Below are 22,575 nucleotides of genomic sequence, written 5' to 3'. Positions count from 1 at the left end.
CTTCATGAAACACGCCGCCGTCATTGATATCGGCAAAACGAATGCCAAGGTCGTGCTCGTGGATATGGCGACGCTGTCGGAAGTTGCCGTCACGAAACGTCCCAATCAGGTGCTGTTGGGCCCGTCTTATCCGCATTATGATGTCGAAGGCCTATGGAATTTCATTCTGGTGAGCCTGCGCGATTTTCAGGCGAGGCATGGTGTGGATGGCATAACGGTCACGACCCATGGCGCTTCCGCCGCTCTGTTGGATGAGAACGGGCAACTTGCGGGACCTGTGCTTGATTACGAGCATGATGGACCCGACAGGCTGACGGCGGAATATGATGCGGTTCGTCCAGACTTTGCTGAAACCGGTTCACCCCGCCTGCCGATGGGCCTCAATCTCGGTGCTCAGCTATTTTGGCAGTTTAGAACTTTTCCGGAAATTCGGTTGCGGACAAAGCGTATCTTGACTTATCCGCAATATTGGGCGTGGCGGCTTTGCGGCGTAGCAGCCAATGAGGTGACGTCTCTCGGATGTCACACGGACTTGTGGGTGCCCAGAGAGGGCTACTACTCTTCGCTTGTCGAAAACCAGGGTTGGACCGATCTGATGGCGCCTGTCGCCAAGGCTGCCAATATTCTTGGATCGGTGTTGCCGGAGATCGTAGTGCAAACCGGGCTTGATCCCGCGACTCCTGTTGTCTGCGGCATACATGATTCCAACGCTTCGCTTTACGCACATCTGGCTTCGCGGAAGCCGCCCTTTGCTGTCGTGTCTACCGGAACGTGGGTCATTTCGATGGCTGTCGGTGGAAAGGATGTCAAGCTTGACCCAGCACGCGATACGCTGATCAATGTAAACGCACTTGGCGATCCTGTGCCATCCGCGCGCTTTATGGGCGGGCGTGAGTTCGAAATGTTGATGGGTGAGGGGAAGCATACCGCCAGCGAGGACGATGTAGCCGGAGTGCTTAAACGGCAGGTCATGCTGCTGCCCGCCGTGGAGACACAGTCTGGCCCGTTCCAGGGCAGGAAAGCCAGGTGGACGGTTGAAGAGTCTTCAATGTCGGCAGGCGAACGCTATGCTGCCATTTCGCTCTATCTCGCGATGATGACTGCAACGGGGCTTGATATTTCCGGCGCAGAGGGGCCGGTTCTTGTTGAAGGCCCGTTTTCGAATAATTCGATCTATCTGACTATGTTGTCGGCAGTCACTCAACGCCCGGTCGAAGCCGTTGCAGGAACGGGAACCAGCATCGGTGCGGCGCGTCTGCTGCAGCCCGGAAATCCATTAACGTCTTCCAATGCTGATGCGAAAATATGCAGGGATACCAATTGGCGCTCCTATGCAGCTTCCTGGCGAAGGTTGACTGTCTGATCTGCGCGACTTGTCGTCGTTGGTGACACGCATCCAGGCATAAGGGGCCTGTCGCAAGGTGACGCTTGGTCGGCCATCAAAAAATTCGCCGCTTGATCCCTCGAGGCTTTTAGGTAAGCCAATCTGGCATCAAGGTTTGCCGAGATTTCTCGAAGTTCCTCGTTGTATGATGCGGGCAGACTTCTGTCGCGGGAAACATGATGAAGCTGGCCGATGGGCGACACTTCTGGCATCGTCACAAGTTCAGATCGAAACGATCGAGTCTCATGCCATCCACCCCTGGTATCGATAGCGTTAATGAACGCCATGAATCCAATCTGTTTTGATAGGATAACGGTCTCCACTAAGAATTGACAGGTGCCAAATTGGGTGCAGGAGGGGCGCTGGCGACCACATCGATCGGGAGGCCATCGGACGGTCGCGGCGCGGAATGGAGACAGGCAACAACATGTTTGGCGTGGCGCGCAGGCGCCGGAGCGACGCTCCGGGCCGATTGAGCCGACGCAGCATGCACGGATTTGCTCAAGCATAAACGCTACCGGCAACCGCAAATGGAGGAGTTATTGAATGCACACTCAGCTTCCGACCACAGGTCAGGACATTATCGAACTACCGAAACCCGTTACGCAAGGCGGAATGCCGGTTTTGGAGGCGATCAGCAAGCGACGATCCACCCGTGATTTCAAGACCGATCCGATTACTATGCAGCAGCTATCCAATGTGCTTTGGGTGGCCGCTGGCCTCAATCGACCGCAATCCGGTGTGGGCATCTACGTGGAAGGCAGTGGTTCGGCGCCCGGTGCCCACAACTGGCAGGAAATCGACGTCTATGTGCTGACCGAACAAGGCGTGCACGTCTACGATCCTGCCGCGCACCATCTGCGCAAAGTACACGATCGGGATATCCGGATCTTTACGGGCAATCTCATACAGCCTTTCGTCCTGGATGCACCCGTTAGTCTGCTCTACGTCACCGACTTCAATCGCATGCCCCACTGCGACGATTGGGACCGCACGGTTTTTCCGTGGGCGAATGCTGGCGTGCGTGTCGAAAATGTCTACCTCTATTGCGCCTCGGAAGGGCTTGGCACCGTTTGCCGCGCGATGTTTGACCGTCCGGCCCTGACGAAGGAACTGGAAATCGAGAAACATCAGATGGTGAGCCTGCACCAGGTGATCGGCTACGCGAAATAGGCGGCAATTGCGAAGGCCAGACAACGGTCATGGAGGCCCTATGTCTCATTCAAACCACAGTGGAACGGTACGCGAGATCAAGATGCTCGTCGCCAATATCGGTGCAGTCCCGAAAGACAGCGCCGGTGGCCGATACGTTCGCGATGCCTTGGTACCGGTAACGCAGCAGAATGCTGCGCTCGCCGCCCAGGCGGACACGCAATGCACGTTCAGATTTGCAAGCGAGGGCATATCGCATCCCGCGTTTGAAAAGTTCAAATATCTGCCTCTGCTAAACCCAAAAGGAATGGTCGAGGCCGTCGCCTGGGCCCAGGAAGAAGGCTATGACGCTGCCATTCTGGGGTGTTTCGGCGATCCCTTTCTGGATGAAATTCGCGACAAGTCGCAGATCCCCGTCATCGGCTTCGGCGAGGCCGCCATCCTTGCCGCCGCCCGCATCGGACCGTTCGGCATCGTCGCCAACTCACCCCTGCTGGTTGAACCGATCCGCGGCCAGGTCGATCGGTTGGGCCTGACCGACAGGCTCGTCGGAATCGTTGCAACATGCGAGCCGATGGAAGAGCAGGAACACGCATTGATCGACGCACGCGGCCTGTTCCCACGCTTCCGGTCCGATGTCGCAACACTTATTGAAAGCGGTGCGAGAGCACTCATCCCGGCCTGCGGGATCATGTCGGCTGCGTTGCGCGTTGCACCGGGCTACAACGGTAACGACGCGCCGCTCACCGCGGTCGATGGAATTCCGGTGATCGATGTTGTCGGCGAAGCTGTTCTCGCTGCAGAGCGCGCCGTGCTGACGGGCGTAATCCCCGCGCCCTTGGTTCATGGTCAGTCCGGCTCTGTAGAGCACCCGGACGCTTCGATGCCATCTGGCGCGTTCTGGAACTGTCACTAACCCCCCAATGCAGACCTCCCAAGGTGATCCTTGAGCGGCGGTCCGATCTGATCGGGCCGCTGCTTGGGACGTTGTATTTGGAAGCATGCCCAAAGCCACACGGCCAGCAATGGCATGTCATCCGAGACGATGCGAGCTGTTTGCGGCCTGCCGACACCCCTCGCTGTACAGGACGATGGGCTCCGAATAAGTATCGATGCGATTAATAGATACCATGAATTCAATCTGTTTTGTTGTAATCAAACTCTTCGCTAAAAATTGACACGTGCCAAGAATGGCAAAGGAGGATGGAGGCAGCTTCGGGCTGGTCGCTTGGCGATCAGATGAGGACCGCGCTGTCAATTCTAAAACTGGGAGAGAGAATATGAGCAATTCCAATAGTTTTGGCGGGAAGGTCGTGCTGAGCATCGGCCATGTCGCTGGCATGATCGACATGGTGGCCCTGCCGCTGTGGATCGGCAACCTGATGGCGCATTACGGGTTCAGCCCCGTTCAGGCTGGCTTGACCGTGACCCTTTTTCTTTTCAGCGTCGTCGTGGCCAGCACGATCATCGCACCGATTTTTGACCGCATTCCCCACCGCGCCTTCGTCGCTGGCGGCTTTGCGGTGGCTGCTGCAGCGTTTTTCGCTGTTTCGCGGCTTCCCGTCGATGTTTCAAGCCTCAACCTTCTTGTCGGGCTTCACATTGTCGCCGGTCTGGGCACGGGAATAGCCTTGTCCGTGACCCATGGCAATATTGGCCGCACCGAAAATCCGCACCGTCTGTTCGGCACGGTGAACGTGGCGCTCGGGGTGCTTGGCGTTTTCTTCTTCGCCGCCTTGCCCCAACTCGTCGAGCACATGGGTGCTGATATGATGTTTGTGGTTTTCGCGGCCACCATGGGATTTGCCGCTGTCTGCACGGCGCTTTTCTTCCCCGCTGCCGCAACACCGAAGACAATCCAGCAGGCCGCAGCGCCGAAGGCCACCCCGCCCCGCGCAGTCTGGTTCCTGATTGGTGTGGTCATCTGCCTCACCTTCAACCAGGCCATGGTCTTCTCGTTCCTGGAGCGCATCGGTGCTGAAAGGGGCTTTGCGACCGAACAGGTCAACATCGTTCTTGTGGCGCTCGGCTTCGTCAATCTCCTGCCCGGCGCTCTTGCTGCCATTCTGCAGAAGCGACTGTCGCCGCTGTTCGTAGGTTTCTGCGGGCCAATCCTGCAGGCCATCCTGGCGGTCACCTTGTCCAACTCGCCGGTCTTCCTGCCCTATGCGCTTGCAGGCACGGTCTATGTATCGATTGTGATCTTCACACACACATTCCTTTTCGGCTTGCTCGCCCGGCTCGAAACCAGCGGCCGTGCCGTATCGGCAACCCCGGCCATGATGATGATTGGCTCCTGCACCGGCCCCGCCGTCGGCGGAGCGATTGTGTCGGGCTTCGGATATGGCGCGCTGGGCGTCGCCGCCACCATTGTGTCGGTCATGGCCCTCAGCCTGCTCGTCGCCGTCAGGGCTCAGCTCCCAGCCGCCGAAGCAAAGCTCCAGGCCGCCTGAACGTTTCCAGCATTCAATCTCAATCAAGGAGGAAGTCATGAATAAATACGTCGAAATCCCGCCCGGCATGCAATTTCCGGATGACATCGTCTTCAATGGCTACGCGGCGCCCGTGCGCATTGAAGGCCATGTGCATGACCTCGAGGTCATTGGTCGCATCCCGCCCGAACTCGAAGGCATGTATATCCGCAACAGCGCCGACCACACCTATCCGCCGCTGCACGGCAAGGACATTTTCCTGAACGGCGACGGCATGGTTCACATGGTCCGTATCCAGGGCGGTCACGCCGATCTAACGATGCGTTATGTCCGCACCCGCAAGTTCCAGCTTGAGCGCGAAGCACGCAGGGCTCTTTTCGGCGCCTATCGCAATCGCTTCACCGACCTGCCCGAGGTGAAGGACGAGGATAACAATACCGCCAACACATCGATCATGTGGCATCATGGGAAGCTCTACGCGCTGAAAGAATCCGGGCGGCCCTACGAGCTCGATCCGAACGATCTGTCGACGCGTGGCGAAACCGATTTCGGCGGCCAGTTGAAGAGCAAGACTTTCACCGCTCATCCGAAATATGATCCCATCACCGGGGAATGCATCGCATTCGCCTATAATTGCGAAGGTGTGGCAAGCGACGAGATCGAAGTCTACAATATCGACAAGGAAGGCCAGTTCACCCGCACCGAGCGCTTCAAGGCGCCCTACTGCTCCATGGTGCACGACTTTCTCGTATCGCGAAACTTCATCGCATTCGCCTTCGGCCCCATGATCTGTGACTGGGAGCGGGTGAAGAAGGGCGAGCCCTACTGGCATTGGGACAGCAAGCGCACGAGCCATCTCTGCGTGATCCCTCGTGACAAGGGTGTAGCCGGCATCCGCTGGTTCAAGGTACCGAAGCTGGCGATGCAGACGCATACGTTCAATGCATGGGAAGACGGCGGACGCCTCATCCTCGACCAGTTCGTAACCGAATCCGGCTGGCTCAGCCAGTTTCCCGATATCCACGACCCACATGCGCATGAATTGCCGCCCTATGGCGAACGTTGGATCGTCGATATGTCCAGCCAGAGTGAAACGGTCGAAATCCGCCGCTTCATCAACCATATCGGCGAAATGCCGGTTATCGATCCGCGTTTCGCCATGCGCAAGACCCGGCATTTCTGGTTCGGCACGACCAATCCGGCGCTCGGTCCGATGCTGCCCTTCGGCCCCAAAGGGCCGCCCTTCACCTGCCTTGGCCATTTCGACGAGGAGACAGGCAAGATCGACTTCTTCTACGCGGGACCGGATTCCGCGCCAGAAGAACCCTATTTCGTGCCGCGCAGTCCCGATGCCGAGGAGGGCGACGGTTGGCTGCTGTCCATGGTCGGTCGGCGCGCCGAAAACCGCACAGATCTGGTCATTCTGGACGCCCGCAACCTGTCGGCCGGCCCGGTCGCAATTCTGAAGTTCCCCTGCCGCGTGCATGAGGGCTTCCACGGCATCTGGGTTCCGGCCGAGGCGCTGGGCTCCGACAAGATCTGATTGGGACATCGTCGCTGGCCGCGACTGGCGCGGCCAGCCTTCAATGGGAGGAACTCATGATTACCCTTTACGGCGATGCGAGCCGCACACGCGCCAACCGATGCACCTGGATGTTGAACGAACTCGGCATCGAATACGAAAACAAGCCATTGGCGTTCCGGCCAGGACAGGAAAAGCCTGCCGACTTTCTGGCATTGAACCCGAACGGAAAGTGTCCGACACTCGTGGATGGCGACCTCGTTCTTTTCGAGTCGCTTGCGATCAACCTCTATCTTGCGCGCAAATATGGAGGAAGCGGGCTCGGACCGCGCACGCCGGAAGAAGATGCCCTCATGGCGCAATGGTCGTTCTGGGTGGCAACCGAAGTGGAAAAGCCCTTGCTGCTGACTGCAGCCGTTCGTCATCTCTTCGATCCGAGATTGCCGGGAACCGAAGAGACAGACATCACTCTTGGCAAGCTGCAACGCCCCTGGTCGGTGCTTGATGCCCATTTGCAGGACAGGACCTTTATGCTTGGTGATCGCTTTACCGTTGCCGATCTCAATCTTGCCGCTGTCATGCATTTCATTCCGATCGCCGACGTCGATATCTCGAGATGGCCATCGATGCAGCGTTGGCTGGAGGCTTGCCTAAGCCGGCCGGGTGCTGTTGACGTGCGCAGTGTCGCCTTTCGTGTGCCGCGTCCGCAATCCTCTCGCGACATCTTTGCGATGTTTGTCTGATCGGGCGACACCCAAGGCAGCCCGCAAACCGCTTTAAGCTGAAAAGGAATATGCAATGCTCTCACTTACCGCCGCCACCTGCATTATCGATGCGGCTCTTGCGGAAGCCCGTTCGCGAAACCTAGCACCCATGGCCGTTGCCGTGCTCGACGCAGGCGGCCATCTGGTCGCCTATAAACGCGAAGACGGTGCAGGCATCGTGCGTTTCGAGATCGCTTTCGGCAAGGCCTGGGGCTCGCTTGGCATGGGCTTCGGTTCGCGCGAATTGGCAGAGCGGGTCAACAAGCTGCCTACCTTTTTTACGATGGTATCGGCGGCATCGGGCGGGCGTCTCATCGCCTCACCGGGCGGCGTGCTCATTAAAAACGATGAAGGCCATGTCATCGGGGCGGTCGGTATCTCCGGCGACATTGGCGACGAAGACGAGGCCTGCGCCATAGCGGGCATCAAGGCTTCCGGTCTGCAAAGCCCATCTACTGTACAAAAATAGAAGGTTTTCAGATGATCAAGATGATAGCTGCTGCTTGCCGCAAACCGGGCATGACACACAAGGAATACATTGCCTATATCCAGAATGTGCACGGCAAGCTGACGACCGATAATCCCGTTACGCTGCGCCGCTACGTACAGAACCACGTTTTTGACAGCGCCTTTGGAAGCGCGGCCGAGACGACCCATGTCATGCCGGTCTCCCGCGATTCCGTGGTTGAGTTGGTCTGGGACAGCCCGGAGGACATGAAAACCACGTTTTCGCACGATTATGTGAAAACCAAGGTCGGACCAGACGGGAAAAATTTCGCCGATCAGAAGGCCACCCTCAGCATGGTTGCCGAAGAGGTGGAGTTGCCTGTGGCCAGTCCCGCATCCGGTTGCGATGCAAAAGTCATTCACTTCCTCAAGGCGGCTGATGGGATCGACCTGCAAACCTATTTCAGCCGTTGGGTCAAGGCGCATGAGATTGCCATTTCAACCCTCCCGGACACAGCCGGTCCGCGGCGCTATGTCCAAAATCGAAACCTTCCCGCCTTCAACCCGATTCTTGCCTATTTCGGCGGCGAAGACATGGTGATCTACGAGGGGGCGGCGGCTCTTTGGTATGATAGCGCAGAAGCCGCCGAGGCATTCCGAGATTACGAGACGGTATTGATGAGAGTGAATGCTGATCCTGCAACAGCGTTTTACGACCCAAGCCGGTCATTTTTCGTTTATGCCAGGGAAGTGCCGATATACGAACGTCATCCGGCATGAACCGTCCCCAGAGATGAAGACGGGTCAAACGACAAAACTGTAAGAGGAGACTACCCCATGAACATCAGCCTGCTTGTTGATGGCGAAGCAAGGTCCGCCGCCAAGGGCCGCACCTATGAACGGGTCGACCCCGTGACCGGCGCCGTGGCCTCGACGGCTGCAGCGGCCGGCGTGGACGATGCCATAGCCGCGGTTGTATCGTCGTCCGAAGCTTTCAAGATATGGTCCAAGACAGGTCCTGGTGAACGCCGCGCACTTTTGCTGAAGGCGGCAGACATCATGGATGGCAAGGCCGCCCAGTTTACCGAGGCGATGATTGCCGAAACCGGTGCGACCGGCGCATGGGCCGGCTTTAACGTCAAGCTTGCCGCCGGCGTTATCCGGGAAGCCGCTTCCATGACAACCCAGATCGGCGGCGAGGTTATCCCTTCCGACAAGCCGAACACGCTTGCCATGGGCGTATATAAGCCGAAAGGTGTCTGCCTCGGCATCGCGCCCTGGAATGCGCCGATTATTCTCGGCACCCGCGCAGTGGCGATGCCGGTTGCCTGTGGCAATACGGTTGTGCTGAAAGCCTCGGAGCTTTGCCCGGCAACGCATCGCTTGATCGGCGAATGCTTTCATGAAGCAGGTCTGCCCAAAGGCGTCGTCAACGTGGTGACCAACGCACCCGAAGATGCACATTCGGTTGTCGAGGCGCTGATCAAACATCCCGCGGTCAAGCATGTCAACTTCACCGGCTCTTCCCGTGTGGGACGCATTATCGGCCGGCTGGCTGGCGAAAACCTCAAGCCCGCGCTTCTCGAGCTTGGTGGTAAGGCTCCGCTCATCGTGCTCGACGATGCCGATATCGACGGTGCAGTGAATGCCGCAATCTTCGGTGCCTTCATGAACCAGGGGCAGATCTGCATGTCGACGGAACGCATCATCGTGGATGACAGCATTGCCGACGATTTCGTCGCGAAGCTGACGGCGCGTGCGGCGGCTCTGCCAGCCGGCAACCCGCGAGAGCATGTGGTGCTTGGTTCGCTGATCACACAGCAGGCGGCGGAAAAGATGGACAAGATTATTGCCGACGCCACGAGCAAAGGTGCCAAGGTGGTCGCAGGCGGCAATCGAAACGGCTCCATCGTGGAGGCGACACTGGTAGACCATGTTAAGCCCGGCATGACGATTTATGAGGAAGAGTCCTTCGGACCGGTCAAGCCGGTCATCCGGGTCAAGGGCGAAGCGGAGGCTATCCGGGTCGCCAACGACACGGAATACGGTCTTTCCGCAGCCGTCTTCAGCCGCGATATTCAAAGGGCTATGCGGGTGGCCGAACAGATCGAATCGGGTATCTGCCACATCAATGGGCCAACGCTGAACGACGAGCCGCAGATGCCCTTCGGCGGTGTCAAAGCCTCCGGCTATGGCCGGTTTGGCGGGAAGGCAGCGATTGCCGAATTTACCGATCTGCGCTGGATCACAATTGAGGACTCCCAGCAGCATTATCCATTCTGATGCAGCAGGTTTTGGAACCTGGCGCAGCATGCTCGCTTCGGCGTCGGACAATGCGGCAAAAACGAACCTAGAAAAGAAACGGGCGGAACACCTGCGTTCCGCCCGTTCGATTTTGGAATAACGTCGTTTTCGGACTTTTCTCTTAAAGCATAATTCGACCGGAATGAAACGAGGATCGATAAAATTATGCTTTACAAACAAAACGTTAGAGTGCCGATCCAATTCAATCAGGTCGGCACGCTAGTCCACAGCGCGGCTATAGCGTTTCTGCACTTGTCAGCGCGTAGACGTGACGTGCTTGCTGACCGAGGGTTGGCTCCTCCTGCGCCATTCTTAGCGCCTATCAATTTCTATCGGAGATGATTATCGTACCAAGATGGATTGCTTTCGTGATAATCATTAACGCTATCGATGCAAAAAGGATGGAGCTATGAGACTCGATCGCTTCGATCTGAACTTGCTTGTGGTTCTGGATGCGTTGCTGGAAGAGCGGAACGTGACGCGTGCCAGCGAACGGCTACATATAGGCCAGTCGGCAACCAGCGCCGCTCTGCGTCGCCTGCGTGATTTCTTTGGCGATGAACTGTTGGTGCCCGCTGGCCGTCGGTTCGAACTGACTCCTTTGGCAGAAGGGCTTGTTGGACCTGTCCGGGACGCGCTGTTGCGATCAAGGGCAGCGATTTCGCTGCGCCCGACTTTTGATCCGGCTACAGAGACGCGGCGTTTCAGCATCTGCGTTTCGGACTATGCCATTTCGGTGTTTGTCGGTGCGGCCGTTGAGAAAATTGCATCCAAGGCACCGGGCATCAGGCTTGATTTTCGCCGGCCGCCCGGCCATCTGCACGAGGCCTTTGAACGGGGCAATTTCGACTTGTTGATCATTCCTGAACAATATGCAAATCAGTTCGACCATCCGCAAGCCCTGTTGCTGACGGACGATCACGCCTGTCTTGTATGTGACGATAATCCTTTGGTCGGCAAGACACTGACGATGGACGATTATCTTGATGTCGGGCACGTTGCTGTCCGCTTGGGTGATGAATCGAGCCTCGCGTTCGAGGAGTGGTTCCTGCCGCGTTTTGGACGTCAGCGGCGGATCGAGTGCAGCGTCGATCATTTCAGTGCGGTGCCGCATGTGCTTATGAAGACCAATCGCATCGCGACCCTTCACCGCCGATTTGCCGAACCCTTGACACAGCAACTACCGCTCAGCCTTTTGCCAGCGCCTTTCGAAATGAAACCGCTCGTGGAAGTTATGGTGTGGCCGCGTTACCGTGATCATGATCCGGCCCATGGCTGGCTCCGCAGCGAGATCAAAAAGGCAGCCTCCGAAGCTCGAGGAACCAATCCGAAGTAAGGTTCCTACGCCTTAATTCCTGGTGCTATAAACAGGGCATCGGGCTCATAGTCGTGCCGATTTTGGGGGTCTCACTGAGGACGTCGCCATAACTGTCTTTTTGAATTGAATATATTCTGGGATTTGTTGACCGAAACGCCTTTGGCCAACTTCACACCACCGATTTCCCGCTGAGATCATGGCGGATGCGGTCTAGGTCCGTAACCTAGTTCAATTTCCAATTTTCGCTCGGCTTACGCGACGTCGAAGATCCGTTCGCTGAACGTGAAATTGCCGTCTCATTCCAGGCCGTCTCCGAGCGAGCGACGAAGTTCGGCTTGAAGCTCGCTTTTCAGATCCGGCTCCGCTCAAGCACCACTTTACCGACAAGTGGCAGTTCGATGAGATTGTGGTGACTAACGAGGGTAGGAAAATCTGGCTGTGGCACGATCACCGCCTGAAACAGGCGACAACATCCAAACCACCCGCTCCACCGTTGAAACGACACCGCAGTCTGCAATCTGGAATCAGGCGAGGGCTAAGCTCGATCATATGAACAGAGATCGTGCGAGGGATCCGGTGCATGAAGCCTTTAAGATTACATTCCTTTTTTTGCCAGAATCTTCGCCATCACGGATTGGACCGGCTTGAAGGCGAATATCGGGCGGAAGGCGGGAAGCACTTTCTCGACGACGGGTGGCATATTGGGAATGACATATTCCTTGGTCTTCGACCGGTCATCCTTGTCGAAATAGCTCTTCACCTTGCGGGCAAAGGCGGGCGCCTTGCCGATCCGTGGGCCGGTAACATCCTGGATAGGCCCCACCAGCAGTCCGGTGGTGCCGAGCGGTCTCTTCCATTGATCGGCAAAATGCGTCAATAAGGCACGCGCTCCCGCAGCCCGAGAGGCTTCGCTTGTCGGGTCGAAGTGGATGATGTTCTCCGCCCACATGTATCGGCCCTCATGTGGCCAGATCCACTGCTCATCGGGACTGCCCTCGCACAGGTCGCCGCCAGGAGCCGTGTCCTTGGCGAGCACCTTCTCGCCCATCTCAATCGCCTGGGGTAGAAAATGAAAGCTGTCGAGCACGCCGAAACTGGTGGTGATGCCGCCCGAAGCGCGCAACACGCGTGGGACATATTGGGAGGTCGCGAGGTTGTGATAAAGAACCTCCTCCTCCTCCTGTGTCATCTCAGCGAAACGGCCGTTGTGGCTGGCGACAATCGCGCGCACCGTCTCGCTGCGCCAGCGATGTTCCGCCTCCGACCGAGACGCAATCAGGATCGTCCAGCTTGCGCCATTGTCCAGGATGGCGGGCTCGGGAAGCGTCTTGTCCTTCGTGCGCTGGACAAATTCAGCGTTCGTCCGCGTTAGCGTCCAGCCGATATGGTCGGGCGGCATACGCAGGAGGACGGTGCAGACGTCGTCCTGCAACAGATCAAAGGTTGCCGCGCGCTGCGCTTCATAGTCGGGGAAAATGGCGTGCAGCAAGGCGGTGTGGGGTGGCAGCTTGGATCGCAGCTGTGGCACTTTGCCGATGACCTCCATCTTGCCCTTCTGATTGATCGGGTAGAGCTTTATGCCGATGCGGGTAAACACGCCAAGGCCACCGCCGGCACCGAAAAAGCCGCGCAGAAGGCCACGCGTTCCAGGGCCCGGGCCATCACTGGCATACCAGCCAAGCCCACTCGCAGCCGAGCCGCCGCGAATGATATCTCCTTCCGGGGTGACCCATTCCCAGGCGAGCATGTTTCGCATGTTGGCGCTCGTGAACTGTGACGTGATGCCGACGCCGATCAGCGATGTTGCAGACGCCAATGGAGAATGGGAGGGACCCGCACCGACGACATGACAGGTCAATCCATGCTTGCGCGCCTCGGCTTGCAACTGGTTCGCGGTCGCATAAGGCCCGATCACCGCCATGCGGTCTTCGGGCAGGATTTCGAGGTGTTTCATGCGTCGAAGATCAATGCAGATCGAATCTGGTGACGTCACGCAGCCCATCGAACCGTATCCTGTGGAATGTGGCCTGAAACTTAGGCCATGACGTTTGCAGCATTTGACGATGGCTGCCACTTCTTCCACCGTCGCCGGCAGGGCGACGGCAATGGGCCAGAGCGCCGCAAACTTGTCGCTGCTCGCTATTTTTCCCACACCTGTATTCCAAGCATAGCCGGACATCAGTGCCGGATCATCCGTGATATTGCGGGCACCGAGGATGTTTTCCAGCTCGATGCGCACTTCCGGGTCAAGCGTCAATCGTCCTTTGTCCGTTTTCGCGCTCATCTCATTTTCCTCCCTTGGTGGCCGTCAGGCTCGTTGCCACAATGTCGATCAGGTCCACGACGGTGAAGGCGTCGCGGGCGTGTTTTCCAAGGTGGTGAGCGCAGTTTCCGCAGGCGCTGACCATCGTCGAGCTTTCGGTCTCGTTAAGTTCATCCAGGCGGTTGCGCGCGGCCATCTTCGCTGCAGCAGGCAACGTTTCCTTGACCCCGCCCTGCGCGCCGCAGCAGTAGCTGTACTGCCGGTTGCGCTCGAGCTCTTCCACGGTGATCCCCATAAGGCGGAGAAGGGCGCGCGGGGCTTCGTAGATACCGTTTTGCGAAAAATGGATTGCCTGCGGAGTGCGGCTGACATAAATGCCGCCCATTTCCTTTTGCAGAGCGCGATCGGTTTCCTGATAGGGCTCGGTCAAACGGCCAAGTTTACAGGTGTCGTGAAACGCCACGGTCTTGCCGTCATAGGTTGGTGCCGCTCCAAGGGCGAGGGTACTTGTTTCCACCAGTTCCAGAAGATATTCGGTAAAATGGAGGAAGCGGATTCCGGACAGGTCGAGACCCATGCGCGGATAGATGCTGCGATAGGCGGAAATCGCCGACGACGAAAAGGTGACAACGGTCTTGGCACCACTCGCCCGCACCTGCGCCATAAAGGTCTGCGCCAGGGAACGGGCCATGTGGTGGTAGCCGAGATCCCAGGCCAACATGCCGCATGAGCCTTCGTCTTCGCCCAGGTAGCCGGGACAGAGACCGGCCTTCTGAAGCGTTTCAGCAATCAGTCTCAGGCTGGCATGCTTGTTCGTGTCGTAGCTCAAAACACTGCCGACATGCAGGAGAACCTTCGGGGCGCTGTCGAAGCTGATACCGGCGGCCCATGTGGCCCGCCCGGCGCGTGGCTGACCCTGAGAGTTTCCGGTGGCGGCAATCTTGTCCATCACCTCCCGGTGGCGCTTGGGAGATTGGCCGTCTTCAACTATCCGGGCGCGAAACGCATAGAGACCTTCCAGAGGCTCGACAAGCTCGGCGAAATTGATCTTGCAGGCGGTATCGCAGGCGCCGCACATGGTGCAGGCGCTGACGGTTTCGAGAAGCGACGGGGTGTAGCTGATCTCGCCATGCGCAATGCCGGATGCCATGATCAACTGGCCGCTTGCGCTACCGGCGTGATACTCGACGTAATCCATGCTCGGGCAGGCGGACGCATGCTCGCGACTTTTGGGAACCGGGACAAACTTGCATTGAGAACAGCGGGTGCAGCGGTCCATGAAAGCAAGCCTTTGGTCGAGGGGACTGTTGGCGTTCATCACCTTGCCTCCTGCGCATCGAACCGGTTCGGGTTCATGATGTTGTTGGGATCAAGCATGGTCTTGGCGGCGGCAATCATGCGGCGGGCGCTGCCATCGTCACGGCTGAAAGCAAGCTGGCGGAAAACGCCATGAGGACGGCTGTAATAGGCGCCCGCATCCAGACTGATCTGAGCCAGAGAAGTCCACTCGGCATCGACGTCGTCACCGGCTGCGTGCGGCATGACCCTTTCCACATGCAGGAAGGTACCCTGGGCCAGCGGTTGGATATAGGTGCCAACTGGACAGTTGTGCAGGTCGCTGGAGGAAAGGTGCTTTTGCTGGGCCGCGATGATCTCTTTTGCGGTGGAAAGAGGGTGCAGGAAGAACAATTCTTTATGCGCACCGAACTCGACATCGCGATAGTTGGCTGGCACCGGGTCGCGAAGGGTTACCGCGAGATCATCGGCGGACTTTCCGCCCAGTTCATGACACAGGTCCGCACCGTGCTTTTTAGCGATGACTTCCAGGGCTGCGCGCTGCCAGGCGACCTTTTGTTCGGGGGAATGGACGTAGCCAGCATGGGTGGCAAAGAAAGTCCACGCGGGCAGCGTGTTGGCCTGATCAACATTCAAGCCAAGCAGCATTGCCAGATGTATGTTGTCGACGACAAAGGCCGTGGTGCAGATACGCTGGTGCACCGCATCACGCATCGCGGCGACCACTGTTGCCAAATTGCTGGACGCCACAAAGATACTCTCTTCGACCTGCGGCAGACGTTCGCAATAGATCGCGGCCCAGCCCATGATGCCGAGCGTACCCTGCGCGCCCTGCAGAACGCGGGTCAGATCGACGTTTCCCGGCCCATAGGTCACCAAGTGCCGATGACCACGGTCGAGCTGTTCCGTGAGGCTGCCTTCCAGCGCGGCTGATCCGTTGAGGGTAATCTCGCCACCACCTGTGACAATCAATGTTCCGCCGAAGGGATCTGCCGGGTCCCAGTGCACGTCGGCATTAACGATCGGCTCACGATCAAGATAGCTAGCGATGACGGATTTGCCGGACCGCGGCATCAAGGGTCTGAACGCACGCAAGCCATGGGGTCGCAGAAGTTCGTCAATCGACCCGAAATCAACGCCCGGTTCGATGATCGCGATCTTGTCGCGTGTATCGGCGTTGATCAAGCGGCGCATCCCGGAGAGATCGACCATAACGGCGGCCTCAACCATCGGAACCGTATCACCGCGACGGCGCTCGCCGGTTGAGGAAACCGGCACGAGGGGTGTTGCTGTTTCATTCGCCCAAGCAACGATCTTGCGGACATCCTCGAAACGGCTCGGATACAAGACGGCCTGAGGCACGATTGATCCAGCCGTGTCGCGGTCTACAGCAAAGGCGTTGCGGGTTTCGAGGGAACGATCGGCTTTAATGCCGGATGGCAGCCCGGTCATCGGCCTGCATCCTTGCGCATGTCATACGAAAACATTGCTTCCTCCCTAAAGAATGCCATCTCTATGTCGGAAGAAAGGTAGCGGTCTTCGCTGCCAAAGACTGTAGGTTAGCGTCTGTTAAAACGACTGTTCCGTCCGGCGATTCATGAGAATGAAGGCGGCGGGCTCTATGGATTTGGCATATTCGCGGGGACTCTGTCCGGTTTCTTTTCGAAAACTGGCACGAAATGCGGCCTCAGAGCGATAGCCGACGTCAAATGCAATGGACGATACAGGCGATGTGCCCTCACGAAGTGCTCGCCGTGCGAGGTGAACGCGCCAGGATCGTAGATAGCCCATGGGTGTGAGGTTGGTGATCTCCCTGAACTGTTGTGCGAAAACCGAACGTGAAAGACCCGCGCGGGCAGCGAGACTGTCCAGCGACCATTGCTTGCCCGGCTCGTTGTGAATGGCACTCAGCGCCCGCGACAAATGCGGGTCGGCCATGGCTGCCAACAGTCCGCCGTTCTCATCGGTTTCGCCCAGCGCGAAACTGCGGATTGCCTGCACCAGGAAAAGCTGCGCAAGCTGGGCGATGACAGCACTGAAACCTGGACGGAGGGCATCTGCGGTATCGAGCTCCAGACCAGGGAAAAGATTTTGCACGAAACCATCCTGGGGACTGCGCCGGATCTCGATTAGTTCAGGAATCCCTTCGATCAGCGGTCCGAATTTGCGATCCTGCCACTCGAAGGCAAAGGAAATCAGGCGGGTGTGCGCTTCAGCGTCGTCGCCCCATGTGACACGCCGTAATGAAACGTCGGGACGGTCAGAGACGATAGGCTCGAACCGGCCCATCCTGTCGAGTTCGCTGGTGGTGACCGGTCGCGATGGCTCCGCTGACGAGGAGACCGTGTAGTGGTGCCTGGATATTCCACGCGGGAGAACGAAGCTGTCGCCCGGTCCAAATTCCCGCGGCGACATGTTGGTGCTGGTGAGCCAAAGGCTACCTTTGGTGACTGTGACCGAGATGGGGCGTTCGTAGTCGATTTCAATCGACCACGCGCCATAAAGATCAAATGCAACAAAGCCGCTTTCCGAGACCTTGATGGAATTCAGTACTGCGCTTAACCCGTCTCCGGACATCGGCTACCCCAAGCTTGTGCCGCCGACGATCATGGCTTCGCCGCAGTATCCCGCCGAAGGGGGCAGGCGCGATCGTTGGCGGCATCCCTGCGGATCTGCGAGAGAACTACTCTGCTGGCACCGCCACCGTGTCGCGTGTCAGTCTCAGCCGTAGGGCTGCCAGCAAGCCGACCGCCATTGCTGAAACCAAGACCGCTGCCACGCCAAGGCCACCATATCCGAAACCGGCGACAATTGCGCCACCGACGGCAGGACCCGTTGCCGATCCGATCATTGCCATGGCCGGAGTGGCTGATGCTGCCCGCCCGCTGCCATCAAGCCTGGCGAGAAGCCCGAACAGGAAGGTGTGGGTGAAGATCACCGTCGAGACATAGATTGATGCGGCAAAGGCATAGGGCAGGAAGGCGTCCGAATTGGACAAAATAAGCGCCAGAAGTGCCTGCAGGGAGCACCCGGTCACGCCGACGACGATAGGAGACAAGCGTCTCTGAAGAACAGCGGCGATGCCGCCCGGCAGCAGGTTGATCACGCCCAGGGCGACGAGAATAATGTTGATATCGCCTGGCTCAAAGCCGCGCGCCGCGCCGATGCGCTCCATGAAGGAGAATACCATCGCCTGGTTGAAGGTGAGGCAGATCACGGTCGCAATCAAGAACCAGACAGCCTTGGGCATGGGTGCAGCCGGTCGTGCCGCGGTTTCGATGACTGCTGGTTTTTCGACCTTTGGAAAGAACAGGCCGGTTATAATTGCAGCAAGCGCCATGGCACCGGAGAAAACGAGGAACATCGATTGCGCGCCATAGACGGTAACGAGTTGTGGCAGCGTGGCGAAGAACAGAATGCCAAAGACGCCAAGCGCCACGTTCACCATGCCGAAAAGGCGATGTGGGTTATCTGCCCGGCCAATGTTGCCATGTGTCACCGACAATGCCGTGCCCACGCCAAGGCCGGCGATAAGGTGAACGACCACGAGCCTGCTGAAGCTGCCGCTGTCCATTTGCAATTGTGCGGCGGCGAAGAATGCGGCCGCCGCCACGACAAAGCCGGCCGCGACAGCCGGTCGATGGATGAGACGGTCGAAACGCGGGGCAATGACCGCACTCGCGATAACCACGCTGAACAGGAAGAGCGTTACGGTCATTCCTGCTTGGACGGGGCTCAAGCCATAATATTGCATCAAATTGCCAACCCACAGGGGCAGCGCCACCATGTCGACCATTCCGGCGACATGGGCTACGGCGAGGACGGTCTTCCCGCCCAAGCTGTTTACTCGAGTCATTTCTCTCTCCCAGTTTAATTTGCGCCCCGGTTCCGAAAGTCGTTCGGCTACGGTGCCTCCTCCCAAATTTGCGTAAACGCAAATATACGACATTCCTAACGCAAAGGCTGCTTGCCGGAAAACAAGTAGGATCAATGGATACTAGCAATTGTATCAATACCTCGCGTGATGGCGGATAACCGCGCTCTTTCTTCAGCCATTTGTTCGAAGGGCATGTGGAGCCCGATTCCTGTCCATTTTCCGGTCCAGCTTGCGCGGGCAGGCGGAATCTGAAAAAAGTCTGCCACCGTTGCCAGGGGATAAAGGACCTGGCTTCGGGCGGGGAGGCAATGGGAGCAAATGTCGTGGCCCAGGAAGATGTGAAGAAGAGAGCCATATTGGCCGCGGCACGCGAGCTGTTTTTCGCGCAGGGTTACGACACCACAAGCATGGATGAAGTCGCCAAGCAGGCCGGGGTGTCGAAGGCGACCGTCTACGCCCATTTCGACAACAAGGAGAGGCTTCTGCTCCAGCTTGTTGGAGAGTCCGTTGAATTGATGCAGATCGATCACCGCGATGTGACGTTTGAGACCCATGAAGAACTCTCGCGGGTCTTGAGACGGCTGGCGACGCAATTCAATTCGATTTTCCTTGTGCGCGAATCTGCTGAACTTCATCGGCTCCTGATTGCGCAGGCGCATAAATTTGAAGCCATCGGACAGGCTTTCTATGAGGCGGGTCCGCTGTTCTTCGAACGGGAAGTGTCCTATGTCCTGCGACAAGGTGTGGAAAAGAAGCTGCTTGAGATTGGGAATATTCGAATTGCTGCCGCGCAGTTCCTGGCTCTGGTGGTTGGCACATTGCCGCTACGGACTGCGCTCTCGCTTCCCGCCACCGAAGCAGAAGACATGGACGCGACCATCGACGCCGGCCTTAAAACCTTCTTTGCCGCCTTTTCTGCGCCCGCTCTCCGCTCCTGAACAGCCAGCAACAATATCCAGCGTTCCATTCCCCGGAGTGCGTGGGCCGGCGAAGATTCACTCGACGTCAACCAAATCGAACTAAACGGTTCAGTTTAGTCTTGACCTTTGCCAATTTGCAGATGTAATACACTAAACCGTTCAGTTTAGGCAAAGTGCATGACCCGTTTCCCGCTGTTTCCCGCCCGTTTTCCCCAGGTTCGCCGTTTGACGCCCGTTCTGGGCCTGTCCATGGCGCTGCTGTTGAGCAGTTGCATGGTCGGTCCCGATTTCACCTCTCCTGACGTGCCTTCGGGGGCAGGCTACGCGCCGGGAACGATGCGCACGGTGGCGTCTACAAGTGGGGTGGAGGGCGGCAACTCCCAGAAACTTGTCCTGGGAGCAGACGTTGCCGGTCATTGGTGGACAATGTTTGGTTCGCCGCAGTTGAACGCCTTCGTCGATGAAGCGATCCGAAACCACCCGAATGTCGAGGCCGCGCAATATGCCTTGCGTGGCGCACGGGAAACCGCTCTTTCAGCCGGCGGCAGTCTCTATCCGCAGATTGGCACAAGCGGTGCCGTCACCCGCGCCCGCGCCGGTGCCTCGGGCGCGACACCGGCTTACGTTTACAGTCTCTTCAACACATCGGTCTCGGTTTCCTACGGTCTGGATCTTTTCGGCGGCACTCGCCGGCAGGCAGAAGCCCGCGTGGCCGCAGCGGAGTTCCAACGCTTCCAACTGGAAGCGACGACTCTGTCGTTAACTGGAAATCTCGTCACGACGGCGATTACGGAAGCGTCCCTCAAGGCGCAGATAAGGGCTACGGAGAAAATCATCTCGCTGCAGCGCGACCAGTTGGCCCGCATCGAAAAGCAGTTCGAATTGGGCGCTGTTCCAAACTCCGACGTCCTGGCTCAACGTTCCAACCTCGCACAGACGGAAGCCTCTCTTCCGACGCTTCAGAAGCAGCTGGCACAGACCCGCAATGCGCTGCTTTTCTATCTTGGACGTATGCCAAGCGAAGACCGCGGTGAAAGCATCGAAATTTCAAGCCTTCGTCTGCCGCGGGACCTGCCGGTGAGCCTGCCCTCCGATCTCGTCCGTCAGCGGCCAGATATCCGCGCGGCGGAAGCCACGCTTCATCAGGCGTCGGCAAGCGTGGGTGTCTCGGTTGCCAATATGCTGCCGCAAATCACCCTGTCCGGCCAGTACGGTGGCGCCGCTGCGTCGCTTGCCAGTGTTCTTGCACCCGACCAGATCGCCTGGAGCGTGGCAGCCAGCGTCACCCAGAAGCTATTTGACGGCGGAAGCCTGTTTCATAGCAAGGAAGCCGCCGTGGCCGCGTATGAACAGAACCTGGCGCTCTATAAGAACACCGTCATTTCCGCATTCCAGAACACCTCCGACGCTTTGCACGCTATTCAGTATGATGCCAAGGCGTTGCAAGCCCAAACCGCAGCGGAACGGGCGGCCAGTGCCAGCCTCAAGATGGCGCAAAGCCAGTATGACGCCGGTGCCGTCAATTACACGGCAGTCCTCAACGCGCTCCAGACCTATCAAAACGCGGTGATCCTGCGCGTTCAGGCGCAGGCCGCGCGCTACACCGATACCGTGGCGCTCTATCAGGCGCTGGGCGGCGGCTGGTGGAACCGCAATGACGAGACAGAAAAATCGCTACCGCGAACGGGGAGGTCGTATTTCGCCGGACCCGATCAGACCGGCTCGCGGGTGGCATCCTCCAGAACATCTGTGAAAAAGGACCTTTAAAGATGGTCAAACGTATGGTGATCATGCTGATAGCCGTTGGCGCCGTTCTCGGCGCTCTCTACGGGTTTCAGGTATTCAAGGCAGGCATTATCCAGAAGGTCATGGCGGAAATCGCCAATCCGGCCGAAACAATCTCCACGACGTCTGCGGAGCTGACGGAATGGAAGGAAACCATTGCAGCGGTGGGCACGCTCAAGGCAGCCAATGGTGCTGACCTGGCCCTCCAGACCTCCGGCATCGTGGATGCGATCGACTTTCAGTCGGGCGACGCCGTTGAGGAAGGACAGGTCCTTCTCAAACTCGCTGCTGACGAGGACGTTGCCAAGCTGGAATCGCTTCGCGCGACCGCTGACAATCTTGCTGTAACGCTGCGCCGCGATCAGGAGCAGCTCAAGATCAAGGCCGTCAGCCAGGCGACCGTTGATAGCGATGCTGCCAATCTGAAGAATGCCCAGGCGCTGGTTTCCCAGCAAATGGCACTCCTGGAACAGAAGACCCTGCGCGCCCCATTTTCGGGCAAGCTCGGGATTCGATCAGTGGATCTCGGACAGTTCCTTGCTGCCGGAACGACGATCGTCACCCTTCAGGCGCTTGATCAACTGTTTGTGGATATGTATCTGCCGCAGAAGAATATCAGCCAGTTGAAGGTCGGGCAGCCACTGGAAATGACCGTGGATGCCTATCCGGGCAGGACGTTTACCGGCACGCTCACCGCGGTCAATGCCAAGGTTGACAGTGCCACGCGCAACGTTCTGGTGCGGGCTTCTGTCGAAAACCGCGACGGTTCGCTCTTACCGGGCATGTTCGGCAAGGTGAATATCGCCGTTGGAGCGAGCAGAAGCCTCATCACCCTGCCGCAGACCGCGGTCGTCTACAATCCCTATGGCAGCCTAGTTTTCGTGGTCGACAAGTCCGATGCCGCAGAAGGCGCGGAGAAAACCGTCCGCCAGAGCTTCATCAAGACAGGTCCGACACGGGGCGACAACATCGCCATCATCGATGGCGTGTCGCCGGGCGATGAAGTGGTGACCGCCGGCCAGATCAAGCTCAGCAACGGCAGCCGCGTTCTCATCGACAATAGTCATGTCCCTCCGGCCGAAGACGCGCCGGTTGTGGTCGACCAGTAGGA

18 protein-coding genes are annotated in these 22,575 nt (G+C 58.1%); 13 read left to right on the top strand and 5 right to left on the bottom strand.

The window, feature by feature from the left end:
• Positions 1 to 4 precede the first annotated feature (4 nt).
• From NHF56_RS19770 to NHF56_RS19725, 10 genes are all read left to right on the top strand, one after another.
• Entirely contained in the window at positions 5 to 1,363 is a 1,359-nt protein-coding gene (locus NHF56_RS19770; protein WP_252807814.1) for an FGGY-family carbohydrate kinase, read from the top strand.
• Between the two features lie 567 nt (positions 1,364 to 1,930).
• Entirely contained in the window at positions 1,931 to 2,557 is a 627-nt protein-coding gene (locus NHF56_RS19765) for a nitroreductase family protein (protein ID WP_252807813.1), read from the top strand.
• A gap of 40 nt (positions 2,558 to 2,597) precedes the next feature.
• Entirely contained in the window at positions 2,598 to 3,452 is an 855-nt protein-coding gene (locus tag NHF56_RS19760) for an aspartate/glutamate racemase family protein (protein WP_252807812.1), read from the top strand.
• A gap of 364 nt (positions 3,453 to 3,816) precedes the next feature.
• Positions 3,817 to 4,989, top strand: a complete 1,173-nt coding sequence (locus NHF56_RS19755) for an MFS transporter (protein WP_252807810.1) — start codon at positions 3,817 to 3,819, stop codon at positions 4,987 to 4,989.
• A gap of 37 nt (positions 4,990 to 5,026) precedes the next feature.
• On the top strand, positions 5,027 to 6,511 hold the full coding sequence (locus NHF56_RS19750) for a carotenoid oxygenase family protein (RefSeq protein ID WP_252807807.1): 1,485 nt from the start codon (positions 5,027 to 5,029) through the stop codon (positions 6,509 to 6,511).
• 56 nt (positions 6,512 to 6,567) lie between these two features.
• The gene (locus NHF56_RS19745; protein WP_252807805.1) at positions 6,568 to 7,233 is read left to right on the top strand and encodes a glutathione S-transferase family protein; all 666 of its coding nucleotides are present in this window, start codon (positions 6,568 to 6,570) and stop codon (positions 7,231 to 7,233) included.
• 55 nt (positions 7,234 to 7,288) lie between these two features.
• Positions 7,289 to 7,723 carry a heme-binding protein gene (locus NHF56_RS19740; protein ID WP_252807803.1) on the top strand — a complete coding sequence of 145 codons (435 nt, stop codon included), beginning with the start codon at positions 7,289 to 7,291 and terminating at the stop codon, positions 7,721 to 7,723.
• An 11-nt stretch (positions 7,724 to 7,734) separates the two neighbouring features.
• Positions 7,735 to 8,481 (top strand): EthD domain-containing protein, encoded by a 747-nt coding sequence (locus NHF56_RS19735; protein WP_252807801.1) that lies wholly within the window; start codon positions 7,735 to 7,737, stop codon positions 8,479 to 8,481.
• A 57-nt stretch (positions 8,482 to 8,538) separates the two neighbouring features.
• Positions 8,539 to 9,984, top strand: a complete 1,446-nt coding sequence (locus NHF56_RS19730) for an aldehyde dehydrogenase (RefSeq protein ID WP_252807799.1) — start codon at positions 8,539 to 8,541, stop codon at positions 9,982 to 9,984.
• A gap of 430 nt (positions 9,985 to 10,414) precedes the next feature.
• The gene (locus tag NHF56_RS19725; RefSeq protein ID WP_252807797.1) at positions 10,415 to 11,341 is read left to right on the top strand and encodes a LysR family transcriptional regulator; all 927 of its coding nucleotides are present in this window, start codon (positions 10,415 to 10,417) and stop codon (positions 11,339 to 11,341) included.
• 577 nt (positions 11,342 to 11,918) lie between these two features.
• Here NHF56_RS19725 and NHF56_RS19715 read toward each other — a convergent pair.
• The 5 genes from NHF56_RS19715 to NHF56_RS19695 form a co-directional block, all read right to left on the bottom strand.
• Positions 11,919 to 13,607: an FAD-binding oxidoreductase gene (locus NHF56_RS19715; RefSeq protein WP_252807795.1), complete on the bottom strand. Its 1,689-nt coding sequence runs from the start codon at positions 13,605 to 13,607 to the stop codon at positions 11,919 to 11,921.
• A gap of 1 nt (position 13,608) precedes the next feature.
• Positions 13,609 to 14,904: a (Fe-S)-binding protein gene (locus NHF56_RS19710; RefSeq protein WP_252807793.1), complete on the bottom strand. Its 1,296-nt coding sequence runs from the start codon at positions 14,902 to 14,904 to the stop codon at positions 13,609 to 13,611.
• Positions 14,904 to 16,334: an FAD-binding oxidoreductase gene (locus NHF56_RS19705; RefSeq protein ID WP_252807791.1), complete on the bottom strand. Its 1,431-nt coding sequence runs from the start codon at positions 16,332 to 16,334 to the stop codon at positions 14,904 to 14,906. Before NHF56_RS19705 ends, NHF56_RS19710 begins: the two co-directional genes overlap by 1 nt.
• A gap of 117 nt (positions 16,335 to 16,451) precedes the next feature.
• Positions 16,452 to 17,459, bottom strand: a complete 1,008-nt coding sequence (locus NHF56_RS19700) for an AraC family transcriptional regulator (RefSeq protein ID WP_252807789.1) — start codon at positions 17,457 to 17,459, stop codon at positions 16,452 to 16,454.
• Between the two features lie 106 nt (positions 17,460 to 17,565).
• The gene (locus tag NHF56_RS19695; protein WP_252807787.1) at positions 17,566 to 18,738 is read right to left on the bottom strand and encodes an MFS transporter; all 1,173 of its coding nucleotides are present in this window, start codon (positions 18,736 to 18,738) and stop codon (positions 17,566 to 17,568) included.
• Positions 18,739 to 19,067: 329 nt separating this feature from the next.
• On the opposite strand from NHF56_RS19695, the gene NHF56_RS19690 reads away from it, so the two are divergent.
• From NHF56_RS19690 to NHF56_RS19680, 3 genes are all read left to right on the top strand, one after another.
• Positions 19,068 to 19,697 (top strand): TetR/AcrR family transcriptional regulator, encoded by a 630-nt coding sequence (locus tag NHF56_RS19690; RefSeq protein ID WP_252807785.1) that lies wholly within the window; start codon positions 19,068 to 19,070, stop codon positions 19,695 to 19,697.
• A 159-nt stretch (positions 19,698 to 19,856) separates the two neighbouring features.
• A complete protein-coding gene (locus tag NHF56_RS19685; protein WP_252807783.1) occupies positions 19,857 to 21,446 on the top strand; it encodes an efflux transporter outer membrane subunit in 1,590 nt (529 codons plus the stop codon).
• 2 nt (positions 21,447 to 21,448) lie between these two features.
• Positions 21,449 to 22,573: an efflux RND transporter periplasmic adaptor subunit gene (locus tag NHF56_RS19680; RefSeq protein ID WP_252807782.1), complete on the top strand. Its 1,125-nt coding sequence runs from the start codon at positions 21,449 to 21,451 to the stop codon at positions 22,571 to 22,573.
• Positions 22,574 to 22,575 lie beyond the last annotated feature (2 nt).

The organism is Rhizobium sp. L1K21 (assembly GCF_024055895.1).
In the GTDB taxonomy this organism is placed as follows: Bacteria; Pseudomonadota; Alphaproteobacteria; order Rhizobiales; family Rhizobiaceae; genus Ensifer_A.
The sequence above is the reverse complement of the archived record's forward strand: the minus strand, read 5'-3'. Positions and strand labels throughout refer to the sequence as shown.